Origin of the sequence: Geothrix oryzae (assembly GCF_030295385.1) — a bacterium.
GTDB classification, from domain to species: Bacteria; Acidobacteriota; Holophagae; order Holophagales; family Holophagaceae; genus Geothrix; species Geothrix oryzae.
This window is the reverse complement of record NZ_AP027079.1, coordinates 1241608-1264090: the sequence shown is the minus strand read 5'-3', so window position 1 is coordinate 1264090 and position 22483 is coordinate 1241608. Positions and strand designations below refer to the sequence as shown.

18 protein-coding genes, 1 tRNA gene and 1 pseudogene are annotated in these 22483 nt (G+C 68.8%); 14 read left to right on the top strand and 6 right to left on the bottom strand.

What is annotated here, in order from left to right:
- Positions 1-36: 36 nt before the first annotated feature.
- From QUD34_RS05785 to QUD34_RS05755, 7 genes are read left to right on the top strand one after another with little or no spacing between them, the layout of a single operon-like run.
- Positions 37-1305, top strand: coding sequence for an MFS transporter (locus QUD34_RS05785; protein ID WP_286355647.1), 1269 nt, complete (start codon positions 37-39; stop codon positions 1303-1305).
- Positions 1302-2792, top strand: coding sequence for a histidine ammonia-lyase (gene hutH, locus QUD34_RS05780; RefSeq protein ID WP_286355646.1), 1491 nt, complete (start codon positions 1302-1304; stop codon positions 2790-2792). The genes QUD34_RS05785 and hutH overlap by 4 nt, the downstream gene beginning before the upstream one ends.
- Entirely contained in the window at positions 2789-3469 is a 681-nt protein-coding gene (locus QUD34_RS05775; protein ID WP_286355645.1) for an HD domain-containing protein, read from the top strand. The genes hutH and QUD34_RS05775 overlap by 4 nt, the downstream gene beginning before the upstream one ends.
- Entirely contained in the window at positions 3466-5766 is a 2301-nt protein-coding gene (locus QUD34_RS05770; RefSeq protein ID WP_286355644.1) for a HEAT repeat domain-containing protein, read from the top strand. The genes QUD34_RS05775 and QUD34_RS05770 overlap by 4 nt, the downstream gene beginning before the upstream one ends.
- Positions 5763-6848, top strand: a complete 1086-nt coding sequence (locus tag QUD34_RS05765) for a sensor histidine kinase (RefSeq protein WP_286355643.1) — start codon at positions 5763-5765, stop codon at positions 6846-6848. The genes QUD34_RS05770 and QUD34_RS05765 overlap by 4 nt, the downstream gene beginning before the upstream one ends.
- 48 nt (positions 6849-6896) lie before the next feature.
- The gene (locus tag QUD34_RS05760; protein WP_286355642.1) at positions 6897-7424 is read left to right on the top strand and encodes an inorganic diphosphatase; all 528 of its coding nucleotides are present in this window, start codon (positions 6897-6899) and stop codon (positions 7422-7424) included.
- A 6-nt stretch (positions 7425-7430) separates the two neighbouring features.
- The gene (locus QUD34_RS05755; RefSeq protein WP_286355641.1) at positions 7431-8138 is read left to right on the top strand and encodes an HAD family hydrolase; all 708 of its coding nucleotides are present in this window, start codon (positions 7431-7433) and stop codon (positions 8136-8138) included.
- A 4-nt stretch (positions 8139-8142) separates the two neighbouring features.
- Here the strand turns inward: QUD34_RS05755 and QUD34_RS05750 are convergent, their stop codons facing one another.
- The 3 genes and pseudogenes from QUD34_RS05750 to QUD34_RS05740 form a co-directional block, all read right to left on the bottom strand.
- Positions 8143-8724 (bottom strand): LolA family protein, encoded by a 582-nt coding sequence (locus tag QUD34_RS05750; RefSeq protein ID WP_286355640.1) that lies wholly within the window; start codon positions 8722-8724, stop codon positions 8143-8145.
- An 814-nt stretch (positions 8725-9538) separates the two neighbouring features.
- Positions 9539-10114 (bottom strand): annotated as a pseudogene (locus tag QUD34_RS15155) (GTP-binding protein); the annotation flags it as partial.
- A 76-nt stretch (positions 10115-10190) separates the two neighbouring features.
- Positions 10191-10679, bottom strand: a complete 489-nt coding sequence (locus tag QUD34_RS05740) for a peroxiredoxin (RefSeq protein WP_286355638.1) — start codon at positions 10677-10679, stop codon at positions 10191-10193.
- A gap of 85 nt (positions 10680-10764) precedes the next feature.
- Between QUD34_RS05740 and QUD34_RS05735 the strand changes: the two genes are divergently transcribed.
- Entirely contained in the window at positions 10765-11796 is a 1032-nt protein-coding gene (locus tag QUD34_RS05735) for an isocitrate/isopropylmalate dehydrogenase family protein (protein WP_286355637.1), read from the top strand.
- A 31-nt stretch (positions 11797-11827) separates the two neighbouring features.
- Here QUD34_RS05735 and lexA read toward each other — a convergent pair whose 3' ends face one another.
- Positions 11828-12481, bottom strand: coding sequence for a transcriptional repressor LexA (gene lexA, locus QUD34_RS05730; RefSeq protein WP_286355636.1), 654 nt, complete (start codon positions 12479-12481; stop codon positions 11828-11830).
- A gap of 191 nt (positions 12482-12672) precedes the next feature.
- On the opposite strand from lexA, the gene QUD34_RS05725 reads away from it, so the two are divergent.
- From QUD34_RS05725 to QUD34_RS05715, 3 genes are all read left to right on the top strand, one after another.
- The gene (locus QUD34_RS05725; RefSeq protein WP_286355635.1) at positions 12673-14496 is read left to right on the top strand and encodes a 2-oxoacid:acceptor oxidoreductase subunit alpha; all 1824 of its coding nucleotides are present in this window, start codon (positions 12673-12675) and stop codon (positions 14494-14496) included.
- A 10-nt stretch (positions 14497-14506) separates the two neighbouring features.
- A complete protein-coding gene (locus tag QUD34_RS05720; RefSeq protein ID WP_286355634.1) occupies positions 14507-15562 on the top strand; it encodes a 2-oxoacid:ferredoxin oxidoreductase subunit beta in 1056 nt (351 codons plus the stop codon).
- Between the two features lie 91 nt (positions 15563-15653).
- Positions 15654-15729 (top strand) — tRNA-Ala (locus QUD34_RS05715).
- 18 nt (positions 15730-15747) lie between these two features.
- Here the strand turns inward: QUD34_RS05715 and QUD34_RS05710 are convergent.
- Positions 15748-16584, bottom strand: coding sequence for a class I SAM-dependent methyltransferase (locus QUD34_RS05710; protein WP_286355633.1), 837 nt, complete (start codon positions 16582-16584; stop codon positions 15748-15750).
- Between the two features lie 47 nt (positions 16585-16631).
- The gene (locus QUD34_RS05705) at positions 16632-19229 is read right to left on the bottom strand and encodes a cation-translocating P-type ATPase (protein WP_286355632.1); all 2598 of its coding nucleotides are present in this window, start codon (positions 19227-19229) and stop codon (positions 16632-16634) included.
- Positions 19230-19380: 151 nt separating this feature from the next.
- On the opposite strand from QUD34_RS05705, the gene ruvA reads away from it, so the two are divergent.
- The 3 genes from ruvA to QUD34_RS05690 are packed head-to-tail and all read left to right on the top strand — an operon-like array spanning position 19381 to position 22461.
- Positions 19381-19968, top strand: a complete 588-nt coding sequence (gene ruvA, locus QUD34_RS05700; protein ID WP_286355631.1) for a Holliday junction branch migration protein RuvA — start codon at positions 19381-19383, stop codon at positions 19966-19968.
- On the top strand, positions 19965-20891 hold the full coding sequence (locus tag QUD34_RS05695) for an NAD(P)-dependent oxidoreductase (RefSeq protein WP_286355630.1): 927 nt from the start codon (positions 19965-19967) through the stop codon (positions 20889-20891). Before ruvA ends, QUD34_RS05695 begins: the two co-directional genes overlap by 4 nt.
- A gap of 28 nt (positions 20892-20919) precedes the next feature.
- A complete protein-coding gene (locus QUD34_RS05690) occupies positions 20920-22461 on the top strand; it encodes a tetratricopeptide repeat protein (RefSeq protein ID WP_286355629.1) in 1542 nt (513 codons plus the stop codon).
- Positions 22462-22483: the final 22 nt, after the last annotated feature.

Here is a 22483-nt window from a genome sequence, read left to right as displayed (position 1 = left end):
CTGGGTCTTAGCTACACTGGATGGCTGGAGAACCCCATGCAGTCTTCCAAACGCGCCAGGACGGCGATCTTTCTGACGGTGTTCGTCGACCTCCTGGGTTTCGGCATCGTCATTCCCATCCTGCCCCTGTACGCCCAGGCCATCGCCGACCATCCCAGCCACTGGATGGAAAGCGTCAACCACTTCCTCGGGCTGGGCGGGGGCAGCACGACCCCGGGCGCCTTCTGGGCCGGCGTCGCCTTCCTCAGCTTCAGCCTGATGCAGTTCATCGCCTCACCCATCCTGGGCCGGATCTCGGATGTGTCGGGCCGCAAACCCGTGCTCTGGATGAGCCTCGCGGGGTCGGCTGTCGGCTACATGATGCTCGCCCTCACCAGCCGCTTCGAGTGGATCCTGGCGGCCCGGATCCTCGACGGCATCACCGGCGGCAACATCTCCGTGGCCCAGGCGGCCATGGCGGACACCTCCGATCCCAGCGAACGCTCCAAAGTCATGGGCATGATCGGGGCCGCCTTCGGCCTGGGTTTCGTGCTCGGCCCGGCCCTGGCGGGCGTCCTCAGCGGCAGCGCCTTTGGGCACCACCTGCTGGAGACCCGCGGCTGGCACCTGCCCTTCTTCGTGGCGGCCGGCCTGTCCCTGGCGGCTTCCCTGATGGTGCTGCTCTGGCTGCCCGAGACCCTCACGCCCGAAGTGCGCGCCCGGGCCCGGGCCTCCGAAAGCCGCGGCCATGCCCTCGTGAAGGCCCTGAAGCGCCCCGGCATGCCCCAGCTGCTAGGCGTGTCGCTGCTCGCCATGGCCGGCTTCTCCATGATGGAAGGCACCTTCGCCCTCCTGGTCCACCAGCGCTTCAACTTCCACCAGCGGGAGGTGGGATACCTCTTCGCCGGCATCGGCGTGCTGCTCGTGATCTACCAGGGCGGCCTGGTCCGCACCATCTCCAAGCGCGTCCCCGAGCGCGCCGCGCTCATCACGGGCCTGGTGCTGATGGGCGCGGCCCTGCCCCTGATGCCCAGGGCGGACTGGATGTGGCCATTCCTGCTGCTGCTCATTCCCCTGTCCTGGGGCAGCGGCATGGGCAACACCGCCGGTTCCGCCCTCGCCAGCCAGCTGACGCCGCCGGAGGACCAGGGCAGCCTCTTCGGAGTCATGAATGCCATGACGGGCTTGGGCCGCATCATCGGCCCCGCCGTGGGCACCTTCACCTTTGCCCGCTGGGGCGGCCACAGCACCTACGCGGTGGCCGGCTTCACGCTGGTCCTGGCCCTGGCGCTCGCCCTCACGCTCTCCCGCAAGGAAACCCGATGATCCTGCTGAATGGACGATCCCTCACCGCGCCTCTGCTGGCGCGCATCGCCGCCGGCGAAGCCGTGTCCCTGGACGAAGGCGCGCTGGCGCTCGTGGCCGAGAACCGGGCCGTGGTGGATCGCATCGTGGCCGAAGGCCGCACGGTCTACGGCATCAACACGGGCTTCGGCCAGTTCGCCACGGTGGTCATTCCCCCGGAGCAGCTCCAGCTGCTCCAGCTCAACCTCATCCGCAGCCACGCGGCCGGCGTGGGCGAGCCCCTGCCGAAGGACCAGACCCGGGCCCTCATGGCCGCCCGCATCAACTGCCTGCTGAAGGCCCACAGCGGCATCCGGCCCGAACCCATCCGCCTGCTGACCGAATGCCTGAACCGCGATGTCGTGCCCGTGGTGCCCAGCCAGGGCAGCGTGGGCGCCAGCGGCGACCTGGCGCCTCTGGCCCACATGGCGCTGATGCTCGTGGGCGAGGGACTGGCCTGGTCGGGAGATCAGCACATCCCCGGCGGCGAGGCCCTCGCCCAGGCCGGCCTGAAGCCGGTGACCCTGCAGGCCAAGGAGGGCCTGGCCCTCATCAACGGCACCCAGCTCATCACCTCCCTGGGCAACCTGGCGCTGGAGAAGTTCACCCGACTCGCCGGCCTGGCCGACGAGATCGCGGGGCTCAGCCTGGAGGCCCTGCGCGGCACCCGCGCCGCCTTCGATCCCCGCATCCATGCCGTGCGGCCCCATCCCGGGCAGATCGCCGTGGCCGAGCGCATGCGCGACCTCCTGGGCGACACCAGCGCCATCGCCGAAAGCCATCGGGACTGCCACCGGGTCCAGGACGCCTACAGCCTGCGCTGCATCCCCCAGGTGCACGGCGTGACGCGGGACACCCTGGCCTTCGCCGGCGCCATCCTGGAGCGGGAGCTCAACAGCGCCACCGACAACCCGATGATCTTCACGGACACCCAGGAATCCCGCTCCGGCGGCAACTTCCACGGCCAGTACCCGGCCTTCGCCTGCGATGTGCTCGCCATCGCGGCGGCGGATCTCGCCAGCATCTCCGAGCGCCGACAGGAACGGCTCGTGAACCCGGCGTATTCGGACCTGCCCGCCTTTCTCACCCAGAACGGCGGCCTCGAATCCGGCTTCATGATGGCCCATGTCACCTCGGCGGCCCTGGTCAGCGAGATGAAGGGTCTCGCCCACCCTGCCTGCGTGGACACCATCCCCACCAGCGCGGGCAAGGAGGACCATGTGAGCATGGGTCCCATCGCCGCCCGCAAACTGCTGCGCGCCGTGGATGCCCTGGAGCAGGTGCTGGCCATCGAAGCCCGCATGGCCCTCGAGGGCCTCCGCATCCTCGGGCTGGCCCCGGCGGCCGGCCTCCAGCCGCTGATGGACCGCCTGGCGAAGGCTTGCGCCCCCTGGGCCGACCGCGCCATGTTTGAGGAAATCCACGCCACCCTCGGGGCTCTCCGGGCCCACCAGGAAAGCCACCCATGACCCAGCCCACCCCCTGGCGGACCGCCTGTGAGCAAGCGCTGCGGCGCTTTTCGGACGCGGACGCGATCCGGTTCTGGGGCATCGGCCACGAGGTGGAGGGCGCCTACCGGCCCATCTTCAACTACCGCTTCGAGCATACCTATGCGGCCGTGCTCCTGGCGCGCTGGCTTGCGCCCGCGACAGGGGCCGATGGGGAAGTGGTGGAATGCGCCGCGTGGCTGCATGATGTGGCCAAGCGCCTGAAGGATCCCCACGCAAAAGACACCCATGCCCAGGATGCCTCGGCACGGGTGGAGGAGATCCTTTCGGGCACGGACTTTCCGCCGGAGAAGATCCCCGCCGTGCGGCACGCCATCGAGCACCATGTGGGCCTGAAGCTCACGAAGCGCCTCGAGCCCCTGGAGACCGCCTGCCTGTGGGACTGCGACAAGCTCAGCAAGATCGGCGCAGCCAGCCTGATCCACTTCGGGTGCATCAGCGGCGCCTTCCAGCCCATCACCACCGAGGAGATCCTGCGCCGCGGCGTGGCCTGGCTCGATCTGGCGCAGGGCATCACCGACAGCTTCAACACGGAGCCCGCCCGGGAGGAGGGCCGCCGCCGACTGGCCTTCCTCCGGGCCCACTACGATCAGCTCAGCCGTGAATGGTCCGATCCCATGAAGGTGACCCCCGCATGAATGACTTCCTGCAGCTTGCCCAGAGCCTGACCTTGGCCCTCAAGGCGCTGCAGATGTACACCGCGGCCCACCCGAGAACCCAGGAATCCCTGGCGGCCTCCCACCTGGTGCTGGACCGCTGGCTCACCACCCAGGAGCGCCTCCAGTTCATCGTCTCGGGCGCCAAGGCTTTCGCGGATGGCGTCGTACAGGACGCCCGCAACCCCCATGTCGCCGCCCTGGTGCGGTCGGTCTCGGAGCGGGGCGTCGGCGGCTTCGTCTTCGAGCGGGGCGTGACGAAGGAGGAATACCTCACCTTCCTCCAGGGCCTGGCCACCAAACCCCAGAAACTCGAGGAGGCGGGCGGGCTGGAGGCCTTCCTATGCCATGCGGGCGTCCTGCGCATCCGGGTCTCCCAGATCCGCTACCAGGAAGTGCATGAAGGCGAGGAGGGCGCCCGGGAGGACCAGGCCCCCGCCTTCAATCCCGCGCCGCCCACCCCGGCCGAAGATCCCCTGATGAAGGCCATCCGCGAGGCGCTGCTCTCCGCCCTCGCCCCTCCCGCCAGCGGCCCCCGCGCGCCCGGGATCCGGGCGGGCCTGGGGGCAGGCCCCGGTCCTTCCGGCGAGGGGGAGGCCGGGGTTCTCCGCGGATTCCAGGCCGCGGATCTGAGCGGACTCGGCCCCCTGGGGTACGAGCTGGGCCTGGGGGACGGTCACCCTACGCCCGCCCAGCTCGGCATCCTCCGCCAGGTCCTGATGGGCATGGAACCCGAGGTGCAGCTGAGCCTCCTGGCCGGCTTGGCTTCGCTCCCGGATCACCCCGCCGGCCTGGCCCTGGCCGTGAAGGCCCTGGCGGGCGAGATCCTGGCCGTGGCCACCAGTTCCATCCTGGCGAAGGGCGCCTCCTGGCTTCACCTCCGGGGCCCGCTGGAGGACATTCTCCGGCCCCTGCCGGACCGGGAGGCCCTGGTGCGGGCTCTGTCATCGCACCTGCGGAGCTCGGGTCTGGATGCCGGCCAGGCCGAGGCCCTCCTCCGGCGGTTGGACTGGGAGGCCCTCTCCCTCGAGGCCAAGCTGGTGAAGGTCCTCGAAGAGGGCCATCTCTTCGAGCTGACCCTCGATCAACGCCTGGCCTTCCTGCGGGAGCTCCTGGATCTCCACCGCTTCGACGCCTTCCTCCGGGTGCAGGAAGTGCTTTTGGAGACCCTGCGGAACGACCGGGCCGAGATCCGCCTGAACGCCGCCCAGACCCTGGCAGGCGTGGCCCGCTGGGTCCAGGATCCCGGCCTTCCCCCCGGCGGCGAGGGCCCGCTGGCCGAAGCCCTCCGCGCCCACTTCGCCTGGGAGCCGGATCCCCCCGTCCACCGCTGGACCGCCGGAGGACTGGAGGCGATGGCCTCGGCCCTGGTCCGGCGCGGGGACCTGCGGCACCTGATCGCCGACATCCAGGCCCTCGAGGGCCTGTGTGCCTTCCTGGAGGAGCAGCAGCCCTGGCGGAACCAGGCCCTGGAAAGCCTGCGCGGCTCCCTTGCGGAGCCCGACCTGCTGGCGGCCGCGGCGAACCACATCTTCGACCCGGACCGGCATCGCGTCGTCCAGGAGGTGTATCCCTATCTCGAGTTCGTGGGCGCGCCCATGGCCCGGCACCTCGTGTCCATGCTGGGCGACGAGAACGAGCGCACCCGCCGCGGCCGTCTGGTGGAGGCCGTGCGGAACCTCGGCCCCCTGTCCCTTCCCCCCCTGACCGAGGCCCTGGGCTCCCCGGCCTGGTACCTGGTGAGGAACACCCTCGCCCTGCTGTCGGACCTGGGGAATGCGGGCTCCGTGCCCGCCATCGCACCCATCCTCCGGCACCCGGAACCGCGCGTCCGCCGCGCGGCGGTGCGGGCCCTCTGGAAGCTGGGCGGCCCCGCCTCGGAGCCGCACCTGGTGGCCCGCATGAAGGACACGGACCCTGAGACGCTCCAGGAGATCCTCTTCGCGCTGGGCCAGCTGCGCTCGGAAAGCAGCGTGGCTCCCGTTGCCGAGATCGCCCAGGACAAGCGCATCCTCGAGCCGCTCCGGGTGCAGGCCATCACCACCCTGGGCCAGATCGCCTCCCCCAAGGCCCAGCCAGCGCTGGCCGACCTCGTGCGGCGCCGGGGCTTTTTCGCCAGCGTGGAACCCCACGACATCCGCCTCGCCGCCGCCCGGGCCCTGTGGGCCCTGGGAACCGCCGAGGCGCAGGAACTCCTCCGCCACATGGTCGAGGCCGAGCCGCGGGGCGAGGATCGGGAGGCCCTCCGTGGGGTCCTCAAGCACCCGGTGACGCCGTGACCCACCTCGAGGCGCACCCCGATCCCCGCCAGCTCCTGGAGGCCTTCGAGGCCTTCACGGCCGCCTCGGAGCATCTCCAGGCGCGCTACGAAGCGCTCCAGGTCCAGCTGGGCCAGCTCCAGGGCGAGCTGCAGACCGTGCTGGAAGCCGTCCCCTTCGCCATCTGGGTGCTGGGGGAGGATGGCTCGCTCCGCTTCACCAATCGGCCGCAGGGACTCGACGGCCGCTTCCTCCAGGGCCCCATGCCCTGGGAACCCGGCAGTCCGGGCGGGCAGCGGCGCTTCAAGACGGCCGAGGGGCGGGAGCAGATCTTCGAGGAGGAGCGCCGCTCGGCCCCGCACGGCGGTGCCATCGTCACCCTGCGGGATGTCACCGAAGCCGTGTTCCGCGCCCAGCAGGCCACCCGGGAGGACCGCCTGGCCGCCATGGGGCGCATGGCCGCCGAACTCGCCCACGAGATCCGGAACCCTCTGGGCAGCCTGGCCCTCTTCTCCGGGATGCTCGTGGAGGATCTCCAGGAGCAGGAAGGTCCCCTGGAGCTCGCCCGCAAGATGCAGGAAGGCGTGGGCCGCCTGAACCGCGTGGTGGGGAACACGCTGGCCTTCAGCCGGGACCTCCAACCCAAGCGCGTGGCCATCCCGCTCCGCGCCTTCTGGGAGGAGGCGCTGCGGAATGCGACGCTGGCCGAAGGCGTGCCCTGGGACAACCAGATCCCCGAGGCCGCCACCTGGGAGGGGGACTCCGATCTGCTGCGCCAGGTCGCCCAGAACCTGCTCCAGAACGCCAACCGGGCCCTGGAGGACATCGAACATCCCCGGCTCACCCTCGCCGCCTTCGAGGAGCCCTTGGAAGGTCGCCACTGCTGGCACCTGACCCTGATGGACAACGGCTGCGGCATCCCGGCGGAGACGCTGTCGCGGGTGTTCGACCCCTTCTTCAGCACCTTCGGCGGGGGCACGGGCCTGGGCCTCGCGGTCTGCCATCGCATCGTCGTGGCCCATGACGGCCTGCTCTTCATCGAGAGCCAGGTGGGCCGGGGTACCACGGTCCATCTGAGGCTGGCGGCGGCCACTCTTCCGTGACGGATGTCACAGGGCATGCGAAAATCAAGGCTTTCGCGGAGCGCCCCCATGTCATCCCTGGTCCACCTTGATCCTGGAAAGCAGGCGCCCGAGATCGTCAACGCCATCATCGAGATCCCCACGGGCTCGCGCATCAAGTACGAGATCGACCACCACACGGGCCTGGTGCATGTGGACCGGGTGCTCTTTTCGCCCTTCCACTACCCCGCCGAATACGGCTTCATTCCCGGCACGCTGGCCGACGACGGCGATCCGGCCGACATCCTGGTGCTCATCAATGGCTCGACCTATCCCGGCGTGGTGATCCGCGCCCGGCCCATCGCCCTGCTGCGCATGACGGACGACAAGGGCCACGACGCCAAAGTCCTGGCCGTGGCCACGGACGACCCCACCTACGCCCATGTGACCTCCCGCACGGACCTGCCGCCGCACTTCCTGCTCGAGGTCGAGCACTTCTTCCTCACCTACAAGGATCTGGAGCGCAAGACCGTGGCCAGCGATGGGTGGGGAGGCAAGGCCGAGGCCCACGCCTTCGTGCAGGCTTCCATCGAGGCCTACAACAAGCAGATGAAGTAGCGGGCGATGGAAGATCCGACCGGGGCCCCGGGCCTCGTCTGCTTCGATCTGGACGGAACCCTGGTGGATCCCCTGCTCGGGGTCCGCAACTGCCTGCGGAAGACCTGCGAGGCCTTCCACCTCGAGATGCCGGACGAGCCGACGATCCGCAACTGGATCGGCTTCGGCATGCGCGAGTCCCTGGCCACGCTGAAGGGCCTGGAGGATCCGGCGCGGCTGGAGACCGCCCTCGACTTCTACTGGGAGCGCTACCGCGAGGACGGCGTCTTCGAGCACGAACTGTACCCGGGCGTCTTCCACCTCCTGCACCGGCTGAAGCGCCAGGGCCACCGCATCTATGTCGTGTCCGCCAAGCCCAGCCTCTTCGCCCGCCGCATCGCCTACCAGTTCGACCTGAACCTGATCTTCGATGACATCTTCGGCAGCAGCCTGAAGGGCCGGTGGCAGCCCAAGACCGAAGTGCTGGCGGGCCTTGCGGAGCGCGGAACCATCCACCCGGGCGGGGTCTTCATCGGTGACCGGGGCGTGGACATGACCGCCGCCCACGACCATGGCCTCGAAGCCATCGGCGTGGGCTGGGGGTACGGCAGCCGTGAGGAGTTGCAGCAGGCCGGGGCGGACCGCCTCTTCGACACGGTGCCGGAGCTGGATGCCTGGCTGCGGCTGCGCTTCCCCCAGGCTGAGGTCTTCGACGCCTTCAGCCGCTCGGAGTAGGCCTTCAGCCGTTGGGAGTCGCCCAGCGTGTGCCCGCTGGCACCTGGGGCTTGAAGGCACCGGGTTCGACCGAAGCCGGCGTCTTCGGATCCAGCAACTCCAGCCGCTGCTGGGCCCCCGTGGGATCGGTCCATTCGAGGGTGCGCAGCAGGCCCTTGCGGCCCGTGGCCTTCAGGCCGGGCAGGCCCGGTTCCCGGGGCACCAGCTTCACCGCCTCGCTCCCGATGGATTCGGCACGGTAGAGCTGGTTGATGCGGGCGGGATCCAGGAGGAGACCCAGCAGGGGAAAATCGCGCACGGCCCGGGCCAACTCCACCCGCTGGGCCGTGCGGGTGTCGGGGTCGTACTGCACGAGGTGGCGGCCGTCCGAGGTCACCCTCAGGCCCGAGTCGTAGGCCACGCGCAGCTTCCCGCCGCGGGCCAGCAGCAGCTCGCCTTCCCTCGCCAGCTTGCCGAAGACCGCGCTGTCGCTCTCCTGGCGGAACCGGCTGGCGAGGATTGGCACCTTGGGCAGGGCCGTCCACCACGCGGGCAGGGCCGCCGAAAGCGGGGTGATCAACACGGCGACGAGGGCGAACGCACGCATCTCAGCCCCGCTTGAGCTCGACGCTGAGCTTGGCGGTGCTGCCCTTGGCGGGAGCCGGACGATGGATCTGGCCTTCCGCCACCATCTGCCCCTTGAGGCGCACCTGCACGAAGATCTCGACCTCCTGGCCATCGGTCTCGGGTGGAACCTCGAGCCGCAGCACCGAAGGCGCACCCTGGCGCCCCACCTGCGTCAGCTCGCCCATCAGGGAGGAAATGGCGTCCTTGGAATCCACCGCCTTGGGTCGGGGCGCGGGGCGCCGGGCCTCCACCTTCAGCGAGGCGAGGGCCGCCAACGGATCCGCCTTCGGGGCGGGACGGGCCGCGGGATGGGTCGTGGGATGGGCCGCCGGAGGAACAGGGGCGGACTGGGCCGGGGCTTCAGGGGCCAGAGCTTCAGAGGCTGGAGCTTCAGGGACCGGAGCCATCTCGCGAGCGGGCGGAACGGGCTCGGAAGCCGGCAGGGCCTCGATCTCGGGGAGGACTTCCGCCCCCTCCTCATCCAGGACCAGGGAGGAAGGAGGCAGATCATCCGCCTCGTCCCCGGACAGGAAAGTGATGCTGTCGTCTGCCGCGGGCGGCTCCCCCGGCGAGGGGGCGTCGAGGAAGTGGGGCGCCTCGATGTAGAGGCCCGTGTCATCGTCCTCATCGGGCAGCGGCACGCTTCCGGGGGCCGAAGACTGGGCGGCGGCCTCCATGTCGAGCAGGTCGGTGACGGAGGGCAGGTCCGACAAGGTCAGCGCCTCCACGCCCGGCTGGGCCAGCGAGGCCGGCGCGGGGGCCTTGGGCGCCTGGGCCTCGCCCAGCACATGGGTCTTGATGTGCGACAGGGCGAGCTTGGTGACGCCGCGCAGGGTCTCGAACACGCCGGTGCCATCCGAAGCCACCGACTGGAAGCTGGGGAGTCCCCGGGCATTGAAGACCGACTCCAGCTGCTCGACGGAGACCACATTCTTCAGGTCTCGCTTGTTCCACTGGAAGACCACGGGGATGTCGTGCAGGTTCAGGCCCAGCTCCCGGAGGTTCTCCTCCAGGTTCTGCCAGCTCTCCCGGCAGGCATCGAGCATGGGCACCTGGCTGTCCACCACGAAGACGATGCCATCCACGCCCTTGAGCACGAGCTTGCGGGTGCTGTTGTAGAACACCTGCCCGGGCACGGTGTAGAGCTGGAGCTTGGTCTTGAAGCCGCCCACCATGCCCACATCCATGGGCAGCAGATCGAAGAACAGGGTGCGGTCCGTCTCGGTGTTGAGGCTCACCATCTCGCCGCGCGCCTTCTGGCTCGTCTTGCCGTAGATGGTGTTGAGGTTGGTGGTTTTTCCGCACAGGCCGGGCCCGTAGTAGACGATTTTCGCCGTCATCTGCCGGGTGGCGTGGTTGAAGAACACCATTCTTGAACCTCTTGGTAGAAAAAAGTTTAGCCCGGAAATCCATCCGGGCTCAATGCAAATGCAGGATTTCCGGTGGCTAGTCCATTCCCTTCAGGAGGGCGAGCACCTGCTGGTCGTGATCCTTCGTGCGGATGTCCCGGATCACCTTCCGGACTTCGCCCTGCCGATCGATGAGGAAGGTGACCCGCTTGGCGAAGCCGAGCAGGGGCATTTTCACGCCGTAGGCCTCGATGATGCGCCGGTCGGGATCCGCCAGGATGCTGAAGGGCAGGTGGAACTTCTCCGCGAAGGCCCGGTGGCTCTGGCTGGTATCCGCGCTCACGCCCAGGATGACCGCGCCCGCGGCCTGGATCGCCGAAAAGCCGTCCCGCAGGCTGCAGGCCTGGGCCGTGCAGCCCGGCGTGTCGTCCTTGGGATAGAAGTAGAGCACCACCGCCGACTTGCCCTGGAAGTCCGCCAGGCGCACCAGGGCCCCGTGCTGATCACGCGCCTCGAAGGTCGGAGCCTTGGCCCCTTCCACCACCTCGGCCGCCGAAGCCAGCCCCAGCATCGCGATGATTCCCATGCCAGCCCTCCATCCCCGATCCATGCGAGCCTCCAGGAAGATGGTGGAGTGTGGCACCATCGGCTCTTCGATGGGAGTTCTGGCCTTGGACAAGACGATTCGCATCGCCCTCATCCCCGGCGACGGCGTCGGCCCGGAGGTCATGGCCGAGGCTGTTCCCTGCCTGGCCTGGGCCCGGTCCCGGGGGCGGAACCTCGAGACCCTGCCTCTTCCCTATGGCGCGGACCACTTCCTCCGCACGGGAGAGACCCTCCCGGGCACCGCCTTTGCAGAGCTGCGCGATGGCTGCGACGCCATTCTCTTCGGGGCCGTGGGGGATCCGCGGGTGCCGGATGGCCGTCACGCGGAGGAGATCCTGCTGCGCCTCCGCCAGGGCCTGGACCTGACGGTGAACTTCCGCCCCTGCAAGCCCCGGGTGCCGCGGAGCGGCCCCGCCCTCGACATCGAGGTCTTCCGCGAGAACACGGAGGGTCCCTACTGCCTGCAGGGTTCCACGGAGCCGGGCCGCGCCATCGACCTGGCCGTGCACACGGAGCCAGCCGTCCGGCGCCTCCTTGAGGCCGCCTTCGACCACGCCCGCGCGCGCGGCTGCACCCTGACCCTGGCCCACAAGGCCAATGTGCTGAAGCACGGCCATGGGCTCTGGATGCGCGTCTTCCAGGACCTGCAGAGAACCTTCCCGGAGGTGCCTGCCAAAGGCATGCATGCGGATGCCCTGCTCTGCGCGCTGGTGCAGGATCCGAGCCCCTTCGGGGTGATCGCCGCGGACAACTACCTGGGCGACCTCATCAGCGACCTCACGGCGGCCTTCGTCGGCGGCATGGGCGTGGCGCCGTCCCTGAGCTGGGCCCCGCACCGGCCCCACCGCTGCTCCGCCCTGGCCGAGCCGGTGCACGGCTCGGCTCCCGACCTCGCCGGGCAGGGCCTGGCCAATCCCGTGGGGATGCTCCTCAGTACCGCCCTGCTCTTCCGGCATCTGGGCTGGGAGCCGGAGGCAGGCGCGCTGGAAGCGGCCGTGGCGGAGGCTCTCGAAGCCGGCGCCAGGACACGAGACCTCGGGGGCAACCTGGGCACGGTGGCGATGGGCGCGGCCATCCGCGACCGCCTACCCCAGTAGGCAGCCTCAAGGTTTCCTCAGCAGTGTCTCGTCAGCAGCTGCGCATGACGCCCACGAGGAGCCCCTGGATGTCGATGCGCTGGGGCGGATAGCAGCGGGGCTGGAGCTCGGGATTGTGGGGGATGAGCCACACGCCCTTGGCGTCCCTCCGGAATTCCTTGAGGGTCACTTCCTCGCGGTCGATGAGGGCCACCACGCGATCCCCGTTGCGGTACTCGCCCTTGCGCTGCAGGACCACCAGGTCGCCGTCCAGGATGGCGTCGTCCACCATGGAGTCGCCCCGGACGCGCAGCACGAAGAGTTCATCCCGCTGGCGGTGGATGCTGTTGGGCACCTCGATGGGCAGGGCCCGGCTCTCCGGCAGGATGGGGGAACCGGCGGCCACATCACCGCAGAAGGGGAAAATCTTCATAGCGGGTACCGGCTCAGGGCGCTCGCTTCGCGGCGCAGGCCCCTCGGGCCCGGTGCCCGCGGCCACCACGAGGTTGTTGCCCTTGCCGTGACTGCGGACGAGGAAGCCCTTGTCCATGAGGTGCTGGACATGCTTGTGGATAGTGGACACCGCGCTGGAACCCACCCCCTTGGCGATTTCCGCCAGCGTGGGGCTGCGTCCTTCCGCCTGTACGAAGGTGCGGATGAACTTCAGCACGGCCTGCTGTCGTTTGGTGAGGTCACTGGCTTTCATGGCTCCAAGGTAAGAGCCGATCCCGGGGTCGTCAATCCCTTTTTTTTCGCTTTATTTCAGACCTGCCGGATCCTCCCTTTCATTACCTTTCCTGGATGGCCCTGGGAGCGTCTGCCATACTGGACGATGGCGTGGCGGGCCAAGCATTTACGCCCTCTTCGTCGCCATTGCCCCGATGAGAAAGGAGTCCTATGACTGCCACCCTCGCCGCCCCTGCCACCTCCGGAGGAGCGAAAACCAGGATCAATGATTTTTCCATCCAGGTGGCCACGGTCAACGGATCGGGTTCACAGACGGCGAACACGGTCCTGCTGCGCGCCATCTTCCAGATGGGCGTGCTCGTCAGCGGCAAGAACCTCTTTCCCTCGAACATCGCCGGCCTGCCCACCTGGTTCACCATCCGCGCCAGCGCCAAGGGCTATGTGGCCCGCAAGGCCAGCAACGAGATGCTGATCCTGATGAACCCCGAGACCGCCAAGGACGACATCGCCAAGGCTGATCCCGGGGCGCTGGTGATCTACGACGAGCCCCTGCAGCTCGACAAGCTCCGCAGCGACCTGGCCTACATCCCCGTGCCCTTCCAGAAGCTCGTGACGGCCTCCTGCCCCGAGCCCAAGCTGCACAAGCTGGTGAAGAACATGATCTATGTGGGCGTGGCCGCCCGCCTGCTCGGCATCGACATGGAGGAGGTCAAGAAGGCCATCGCCAAGCAGCTGAAGGGCAAGGCCAAGGCCGTCGAGCTCAACCAGACCGCCTGCACGGCCGGCTACGACTGGGCCATGGAGAACCTCGAGGACCAGGACCACATCAAGGTGATCCGCGACAACAAGACCCAGGGCCTCATCATCGTGGACGGCAACGAGGCCTGCGCCCTGGGCGCGCTCTTCGCCGGCGTGACCGTGGTGGGCTGGTATCCCATCACGCCCGCCTCCAGCCTGGTCGAGACCTTCATCGAATACGCCGAGGAATACCGCAAGGATCCCAAGACCGGCAAGTCCACCGTGGCCATCGTGCAGATGGAGGACGAGCTCGCCTCCGCGGGCGTCGTGCTCTCGGCGGGATGGGCCGGCGCCCGGTCCATGACTTCCACCGCGGGCCCCGGCATCTCGCTCATGAGCGAGTTCATCGGCATGGGCTACTATGTGGAGGCCCCGGGCGTCTTCTTCAATGTGGCCCGCACGGGCCCCAGCACCGGCCTTCCCACCCGCACCCAGCAGTCCGATGTGGAGCTCTGCGCCAAGGCCAGCCACGGGGATACCCAGCACATCAACCTCTACCCCGGGACCATGGAGGAGTGCTTCCAGTTCTCCTATGATGCCTTCGACCTGGCCGAGCGCTTCCAGACGCCGATCTTCGTCGTCACCGACCTCGATCTCGGCATGCAGAACTGGTCCTCCAAGCCCTTCGCCTACCCCGCCAAGCCCTATGACCGGGGCAAGGTGCTCAACCAGCAGCAGCTCGCCGACATGCAGGACTGGGGCCGCTACAAGGATGTGGACGGCGACGGCATCTGCTACCGCTCCCTGCCCGGCACGCCCGGCGGCAAGGGCGCCTACTTCACCCGCGGATCGGGGCACAACGCCTATGCCCAGTACTCCGAGAAGCCCGAGGACTACCTCGCCGTGGTGGATCGCCTGAAGCGGAAGTACGAGACCGCGAAGACCCATGTCCCCGGCCCCGTCTTCCGCAACCTGGGGTCCGACAAAGGCGTCCTGGCCTTCGGCTCCAGCGATCCCGCCGTCATCGAGGCCCAGGACATCCTGGCCGAGGCCGGTCTCAAGACCGACTACCTCCGCCTGCGCGCCCTGCCCTTCACCGCCGAGATCGATGCCTTCGTGAAGGAGAAGAAGGTCGTCTACATCGTCGAGCAGAACCGCGACGGCCAGATGGCCAACCTCTTCCGCGAGACCTATCCCGAGTACGCCACCAAGTTCAAGAGCGTCCTCCACTACGACGGCCACGCCATCGACGCCAAGTGCATCGTGGATCAGATCACCGCCTTCGAGCAGAAGTAAGGAGCCGACCATGACCACCGCCACCCCTTCCGCTCCTAACCCGCCGGCCACTCCGACCAACAAGCTCGGCTTCACCAAGCAGGACTATGTGGGCTCCAAGTCCACCCTCTGCGCGGGCTGCGGCCACGACGCCATCACGGCCCAGATCATCAACGCCGCCTTCGAGTCCAACCTCGAGGGCTACCGCGTCACCAAATACTCCGGCATCGGCTGCTCCTCCAAGACGCCCGCCTACTTCATCAACCAGGGCTGGGGCTTCAACAGCGTCCACGGCCGCATGCCCTCCATCGCCACCGGCGCCTCGCTGGCCAACCGGAACCTCATCAACATCGGCATCTCCGGCGACGGCGATTCCATGTCCATCGGCATGGGCCAGTTCGTCCACGCGGTGCGGCGCAACATTCCGATGATCTACATCATCGAGGACAACGGCGTCTACGGCCTCACCAAGGGCCAGTTCTCCGCCACCGCCGACAAGGGCTCCCACCTCAAGAGCGGCGCCGTGAACGACCTGCCGCCCATCGATCCCTGCACCCTGGCCATCGAGCTGGGCTGCGGCTTCGTGGCCCGGTGCTTCTCCGGCAACCCCAAGCAGCTGAACACCATCCTCAAGGCCGCCTTCGCCTACGAAGGCACCGTGGTGCTCGACATCATCAGCCCCTGCGTCACCTTCAACAACCACGACGCTTCGACCCGCTCCTACAAGCATGTGAAGGACCACGATTTCCCCCTCCACGACCTGGGCTTCATCCAGTATTCCGAAGTCGAGGATGTGGAGATCCCCGCCGGGCAGACCGAGATCGTCACCTTCCCCGACGGCTCCAAGGTCGCCATCAAGGCCACGCACGAGGGCTACGACCCCACGGACCGCTTCGGCGCCATGAAGGCCGTCCACGAGTCCATGGCCAAGGGCGAGTTCCTCACGGGCCTGCTCTACATCAATCCCACCCAGCCCCCCCTGCCCCAGGTGCTGAATCTGGTGGACGAGCCCCTGAACAGCCTCGGCGAGGCCCAGCTGAAGCCCAGCGAGGCCACCCTCAACGAGATCATGCAGGCCCTGATGTAGGCCCTGATGTAGGCCCCGCAGCAAGGACCGGCCGGCACCCCGCCGGTCGGCCATTGACGCCCAATGCCGGCCCGTTAGACTAAAGGTTCATGGGCCTGTAGCTCAGCTGGGAGAGCGCTGCGTTCGCAATGCAGAGGTCGTCAGTTCGATCCTGATCAGGTCCACCAAATGAGCCCCCTGAGACATCAGGGGGCTTTTTGCATGCTGTCGGCACGCTCCCAGGACAGGGGCGGGAGAGAAACCTCCCCTGCGCCTGAAGGCCAGGCCGTCGCGTTTGGGACGCCCTTGAGGCTCTCCAGAGGCGTTCCCGGTTTCTCGGCGGCCACCAGGCAGTTTCCCAGGCCATGACCGCCCTCCCCAGGCACCGGAAGGATGGAAAGGCCAGCCTCCCGCAGGTCCCCGCGCACCTCGGCCAGGGAGCGCCAGTACACGCTCGGCGCCTGATTCCATCCGAACCCGACCGCCAGTTGCTCGCAGAACCTCGTCACCCTCGCCATCCCCCCGGCGCGGCCGTCCATCACGCGAAGCAGCAGCCGACCGCCCGCCGGGAGGTGCGCACCCATGCGGAGCAGCAGCGCCCGTTGCCGCTCGGGAACGAAGTAGTGGAGGACATCCAGTGCCGAAATCACGGCGCATTCGGGCCACGCTTCTGCCCACAGGTCGCCACACACCACCCGGACCGCAGGCTTCCCCTCGGCCAACCGCTGGGCGAACCGGGCTTTGGACCGGTCCCACTCGATGCCGAAGGTTTCGTTCCCCTGTCCCCGCGCCTCCAGCAGCATGCCTAGGAGGCCCACGCCGCAGCCCAGATCAAGGACCTTCGTCCCCGCAGGTATCAAGGGCAGGGCCGCCTCGTAGAGGTGATCCATCCGGACCTTCCGCCCCGCATACCCGCCCAGCCAGCGCTCACCGGTCCTCCCCGAACGGGCCAGCCTCGCCACCACCTCGGCGATGGCCGCCCGGGTGCGATCCGACGCTGGACCGGCAGGAATGATGGGGTCGGCGGCCTGCGGTCGATTCACGGGTGCGTTCCAATCAGGAAGAAGGGCCTGCCCCATCCGAACATGGATCAGCCTTCCGCCGGGAAGGTGGAGGGCCCCCGGCGGCGGAACCTTTTGAACGCCTCGAACCAGAGGATGCTGGCGAAGCCTGCCGCGCAGGCCAGCAAAAGGTCCTTGCCGTGTGCGGGGGCGAAGTGGAACAGGCGCTGGGCCACCGGCCACATCAGGACCAGGACCAGGAAAGCACTCGTGCCCCCCATCACCCACCAGAGGGCGGGATTGGGGTTTCGCAGGCTGCCGAGGATGCTCAGTGTCCAGGATCGGTTGGCCAGGATGATGGCCAGGAAGGACACCACCAGGGCGGCGAAGGTCAGGGCGCGGGCGGCCCCGTCGCCATGGCCCGGACGGGCGAGGAGATACACCGTCAGGCAGGCCGCCAGGGCCGTGGCCCCCTGCAGCACGGCGAGGCCGATGGAGGTGAGGCTGAACAGCCGCTCCTGGGGATCCCTGGGCGGGCGTTGCATGACATCGGCTTCCGCCTCCTCGGCCTCGAAGACCAGGGAGCAGGAGGGATCGATCACCAGTTCCAGGAACACGATGTGCACCGGCAGCAGGAGCAGCGGCCAGCCCGGAAAGAACGCCGGCAGCATGGACAGCCCGGCGATGGGGATGTGCACGGCGAGGATGAAGGCCACCGCCTTGCGGATGTTGTCGAAGATGCGCCGCCCGAGCTTGACGGCGGCCACGATGGAGGAGAAATCGTCGTCCAGCAGCACCAGGGACGCGGCCTCCCGCGCCACATCGGTGCCGCGGCCCCCCATGGCGATCCCGATGTGGGCGGCCTTGAGCGCGGGGGCATCGTTCACGCCGTCCCCGGTCATGGCCACCACCTCGCGGTTGGCCTTGAGGGCGGTGACCAGCCGAAGCTTTTGCTCCGGCACCACGCGGGCGAACACATCCACCTCCCGGACCCGCTCCGCCAGCGCCTCATCGCTCATCTCGTTCAGCTCGGGCCCCGTGATCACCTTCCTCGGATGGGCGAGCCCCGCCTGCCGCGCGATGCTCTGGGCGGTGGCAGGGTAGTCGCCGGTGATCATCACCACGCGGATGCCCGCCGTCCGGCACTCCGCCACCGCGGCCCGCACGGTGGGCCGCACGGGATCCTCCAGGCCCAGCAGGCCGATGAAGGCGAGCTCGAGGTCGTGGTGGCCTTCCGGCAGGTCCGCCGCCCCGTAGCGGCCGCGGGCCACGCCCAGGACCCGCAGGCCCCGGGAAGCCAGGTCCGCGACCCAGCCCTCGATTTCAGCCCGCCGCTCCGCGGGCAGGTGGCAGAGGTCCACCACCGCTTCGGGGGCCCCCTTGGTCGCCACCATGACCTGCCCCCCGCCGCAGTGCCAGGCGTGGGTCACGGCCAGGAGCCCCGGCGTGAGGGGGTATTCCTTCGCCAGGGACCAATCGGGGTGCAGGTGCTCCGTCTCCATGAGCCACTGCTTTCCCGCGGCGTGGAGGGCCCGCTCCATGGGGTCGAAGGGATCTTTCTTGCTGGCCAGGATGGCGTATTCCATCAGCTCGTGGACCTGCTCCGGGAGTTCGGACCCGACCCCGGCCAGGCTCTGGGCATGTCCTTCCACGCTCAGGCATTTGAGGGTCATCTGATTGAGGGTCAAGGTTCCGGTCTTGTCCACGCAGAGGACGGTGGCCGCACCGAGCATCTCGATGGCGGGCATGCGCCGGGTCAGCACCCGGCTGCGGGAGATGCGCCACGCGCCGAGGGCCATGAAGACCGTCAGCACGACGGGGAACTCCTCGGGGAGCATGGCCATCGCCAGGGCGATGCCCGCCAGCAGGCCCTCCTTCCACACCTGGGCGCTGCCGCCCCGGGTGAGGCCATAGAGGATCACCACCAGGGTGCAGGCACTCAGTCCGACCAGGGCGAAGGTCCTGACCAGGCGGCCCGTCTCCTTCTGCAGGAAGGTCGCCTCCGGCTCCACCTGCTGCAGGACCTTGCCGATCTTCCCGAGTTCCGTGCGGGAGCCGGTCCCGAGGACTTCCACCACCCCCTGGCCCGCCGTCACCAGCGTTCCGGAGAAAAGGGACGATGAGTCCTCCCCGCCCGGAGCGTCCAGGCCCTGGGCATCCACGGACGCGGCCTTCCGCACGGGAACGGATTCCCCCGTGAGCAGGGACTCGTCCACCGCCAGATTGATGCCGGCACGCAGGAGGCCGTCCGCGGGGATCCGGTCTCCTTCCACCACCACCAGAATATCGCCGGACACCACTTCGCGGCCGGGGATCCGGCGCTGCTGGCCCCCCCGGATCACCAGCGCCCGCGGGCTGGAGAGATCGCGGAGGGCTTCCAGGGCGTGCTCCGTCCGCCGCTCCTGGACGATGGTGATGCCCATGACCGCGAAGACGAAACCCAGGAGCATCAGGGCATCCTGGGGTTCTCCCATCAGCAGGTAGAGGATGCCCGCCGCTGCCAGCATGAGGAACATGGGCTCGCGCACCACCTCGAAGACAATGGCCAGGAGTCCCCGTTTTTCGCGCGACGGCAGCTCGTTGGGCCCGGCGCGCTGCAGGCGGAGCAGCGCTTCCGCCTCGATGAGGCCGGTGAACCCGTCGAGATCGAGGTTGGACGGCGGATGGGTGGGAGGTGCAGGAGGCATGAGCTCGCCCTCGAGGGGCCTGGGCTGCGAGGCTCGCTGCGGGTCCTTGCCGACCGTTGCCAGTCGATGCACCGCGTCGCGAGCCGGGGAGCCCGCCAAGCCATCATCAAACAAACGGACGCCGCTTGTCGCCCTTTTGTATGCTGAAGACATGATTGGACGCCTGCGCGGAGAACTCATCCAGAAGCTGCCGAACCTGGCCCTCGTGGAATGCGGGGGGGTGGGCTACGCCGCGGCCATCAGCCTCTCCACCTACGGGCTGCTGCCGGAGGCGGGTTCCCAGGTGGTGCTGCACACCGAACTCCTGGTGCGCGAGAACGAGATCGGGCTGCTGGGCTTCGCCTCGCCCCAGGAGCGGGAGCTCTACCGGATGCTGGTGAAGGTGGATGGCGTGGGCCCCAAGATGGCCCTGGCGGCCCTGGGCGCGCTGTCCCTCGAGGATCTGGTGCAGGCTCTGCGGGGCCGGGATGTGAAGACCCTCACCCGCATTCCCGGCGTCGGCAAGAAGACCGCCGAGAAGATGTGCTTCGAGCTGTCCGAGAAGATGGGCGGCCTGACGGGCCTGGACGGCCTCGTGGGCACGCCCTCGGGCGATCCCTGGGAGGGGAGCCTGCGCTCGGCCTTGACGAACCTCGGGTTCAAGGAGGAGATGGTGTTGCCGGTGGTGGCGGAGCTCCGCGCCTCCAAGCCCGCGCTGCCCGAAGCCATCCGCCAGGCCCTCAAGGCCCTGCAGCGATGAGTTCCCGCCTCCTCGCCACGCCCTCCCTCGCCGGCCCCGCCCTGACCGAACTCCAGGCACGCTTTCCCGGCCTTCAGCTGGCGCCCTTCCGGTCGCCCGCGTGGCATGCGGCCCTGCCCGAAGCCGAGGCCCTGGTGGTGGTGCTTTCCGAACCCCTCACCGAGGCCGACCTGGCAGCCGCGCCCAGACTCAAGGTGATCGGCACCTACTCCGTGGGCGTGAACCATCTTCCGGTGGCCGCCTGCCAGGCCCGCGGCATCGCCGTGGCGAACACGCCGGGCGTGCTGACGGATGCCACCGCCGACCTCGCCCTGGCCCTCCTGCTAGCCTTGACCCGCCGCCTGGCGGAAGGCGAGGCCCTGGTGCGATCAGGGACCTGGCGGGGCTGGGCCCCGGATCAGCTGCTGGGTACCGGCCTCGCGGGCAAGGACTGCGGCATCCTCGGCAGCGGTCCCATCGGTCTGGCCTTCGCACGGCGGGTCCAGGCCCTGGGCATGACGCCCCTCTTCTGGAGTCGCGACGGCCGCGGCGGCCTGGTGGATTTCGGCACGGGCCGGGCCCCGCGCCTGCCTCTGGCGGATCTGCTGCCCCGCAGCGCCGTGCTGTCCCTCCACTGCCCCCTGACCGAACAGACCCGCGGACTGCTGGATCGCGCCGCACTGGAACAGCTGCCCGCCGGCGCCGCGGTCATCAACACGGCGCGCGGTGGGATCCTCGATGAGAACGCCGCCATCGATCTGCTCGAGTCGGGCCACCTCGGCGGCGTGGGCCTGGATGTCTATGATGGCGAGCCGCAGATCCAGCCCCGCTGGCTGACGGCACCCAGGACCGTGCTGCTGCCCCACCTCGGATCCGCCACCGTGGAGACCCGCGAAGCCATGGCGCGCCAGCTTTGCGACGGGCTCGCCGCTGCCCTTGGGTGATACCCTGGACTCCCTCACGAGGCATCCCATGGTACGCCCTTGGCTCAAGCTGCTAGACCCCGGCCTGACGGCCCTCAAGACCGCCATCGGGACCGGTTTCGACGAGCGCATGGCCCTGGCCCGCGCCCTGAACGGACGCGCCCGCCACGAGGAGGCCCGGGAGATCCTTGACCAGCTCCTGGCCGAGGACCGCTCCCATGCCGAAGCCTGGTTCGAACGGCTCCTCTGCCTGAGCGATCACACCAATGAAGAAGAGGGTCTCGAGCTGCTGGGCCAGCTCGAATCCCTGCGGGACGAACACCCGGGCCATGCGGGCCACCTCCGCAACCTCGGCTACCTGCGCCTGCTGCTCCAGGATCTCGATGGCGCCGAACTCGCGCTGCAACAGGCCCTCGCGCAGAAAGGCGAGGATCCCAAATCCCTCGAACTTGCAGGGCTGGTGCAGCTGCACCGCAACCACCCCGCGGAGGCCAAGGGCTGGCTGCTGAAGGCCCTCAGCCTGAAGCCCCGGGACCCGCGCACCCTCCGTCTCCTGGCCATCGCCATGGAGCAGCTGGGCGATTGGACCGGCGCCGAGGCCCAGCTGGTGGCGGCCCTCCAGGCCGAGGACGCCTACTACTGGGGCTGGCATGCCCTGGGTGAGCTGCTCCTCAAACGCGGCGACCTCGCCGAGGGCCTCCGCTGCATCCAGCGGGCCCGCAGCCTGCATGTCTGCGACCCCGCCAGCTACTTCATCCTCGCGGAGATCTTCAGCGAGCAGGGGCACCTGGAGTTGGCTCAGGGCCAGCTGCACACCCTCATGCTCCTCGCCCCGCCGGCCCCGGTGATGGCCGAGGCCCAGGCGCTGCTCGGCGAGCTGAAGCGCGACATGGGCGACCGCGATGGTGCCCTGTCCTATTTCTCCCTCGCCACGGAGACCGATCCCGACGCCTCGAACCCCTGGGCTGCCCTGGGCGACATGGCCCGCGAGGACGCGCGCTGGGAGGATGCCCTCCGCTGTTACCGCGAGGCCCTCATGCGCGAGCCCGACGCCGCGGACCTCCAGGTCCAGCTGGGCTACGCCCTCCTGGAGACGCGGCAGGGCCCGGCCGCCGAGCAGGCCTTCCTCCAGGCCCTCGAACTCGATCCCAGCGAGTACAGCGCCTACCTCGGCCTCTCCGAGGTCTACCGCTTCGCCAACCGCCGCGAGGACCAGGTGAAGATGGTGGAGCAGGCCATGGCCCTGGCCCCCGAGGATTCCGATGTCTGGAACGCCCGGGGCGTGGCCCTGGAAGTCACGGATCGCTGGAAGGAGGCCACCGAGGCCTACGAGAAGGCCCTCGCCCTCGAGCCCCAGCACCGCAAGGCCGCCAACAACCTGGGCTTCGTCCTCGAGAAGCGCATGGACAACGGCGAACCGGAGCTGCGCGGCCGGGCCATCGAGGCCTGGAAGCAGCGCCTGCTCATCTGCAGCGACGAAGGCCAGAGCCTGAAGATGGCCACCGAGCACCTCGCCAACCTCGGTGTCGGGGAAGAGACGCTGCGGGAATGGCTGAGGCCGGAATTCCTCGCGGCCGGCATGGAAGGCTGATCCGGTTTCGTCACGCCGCTGT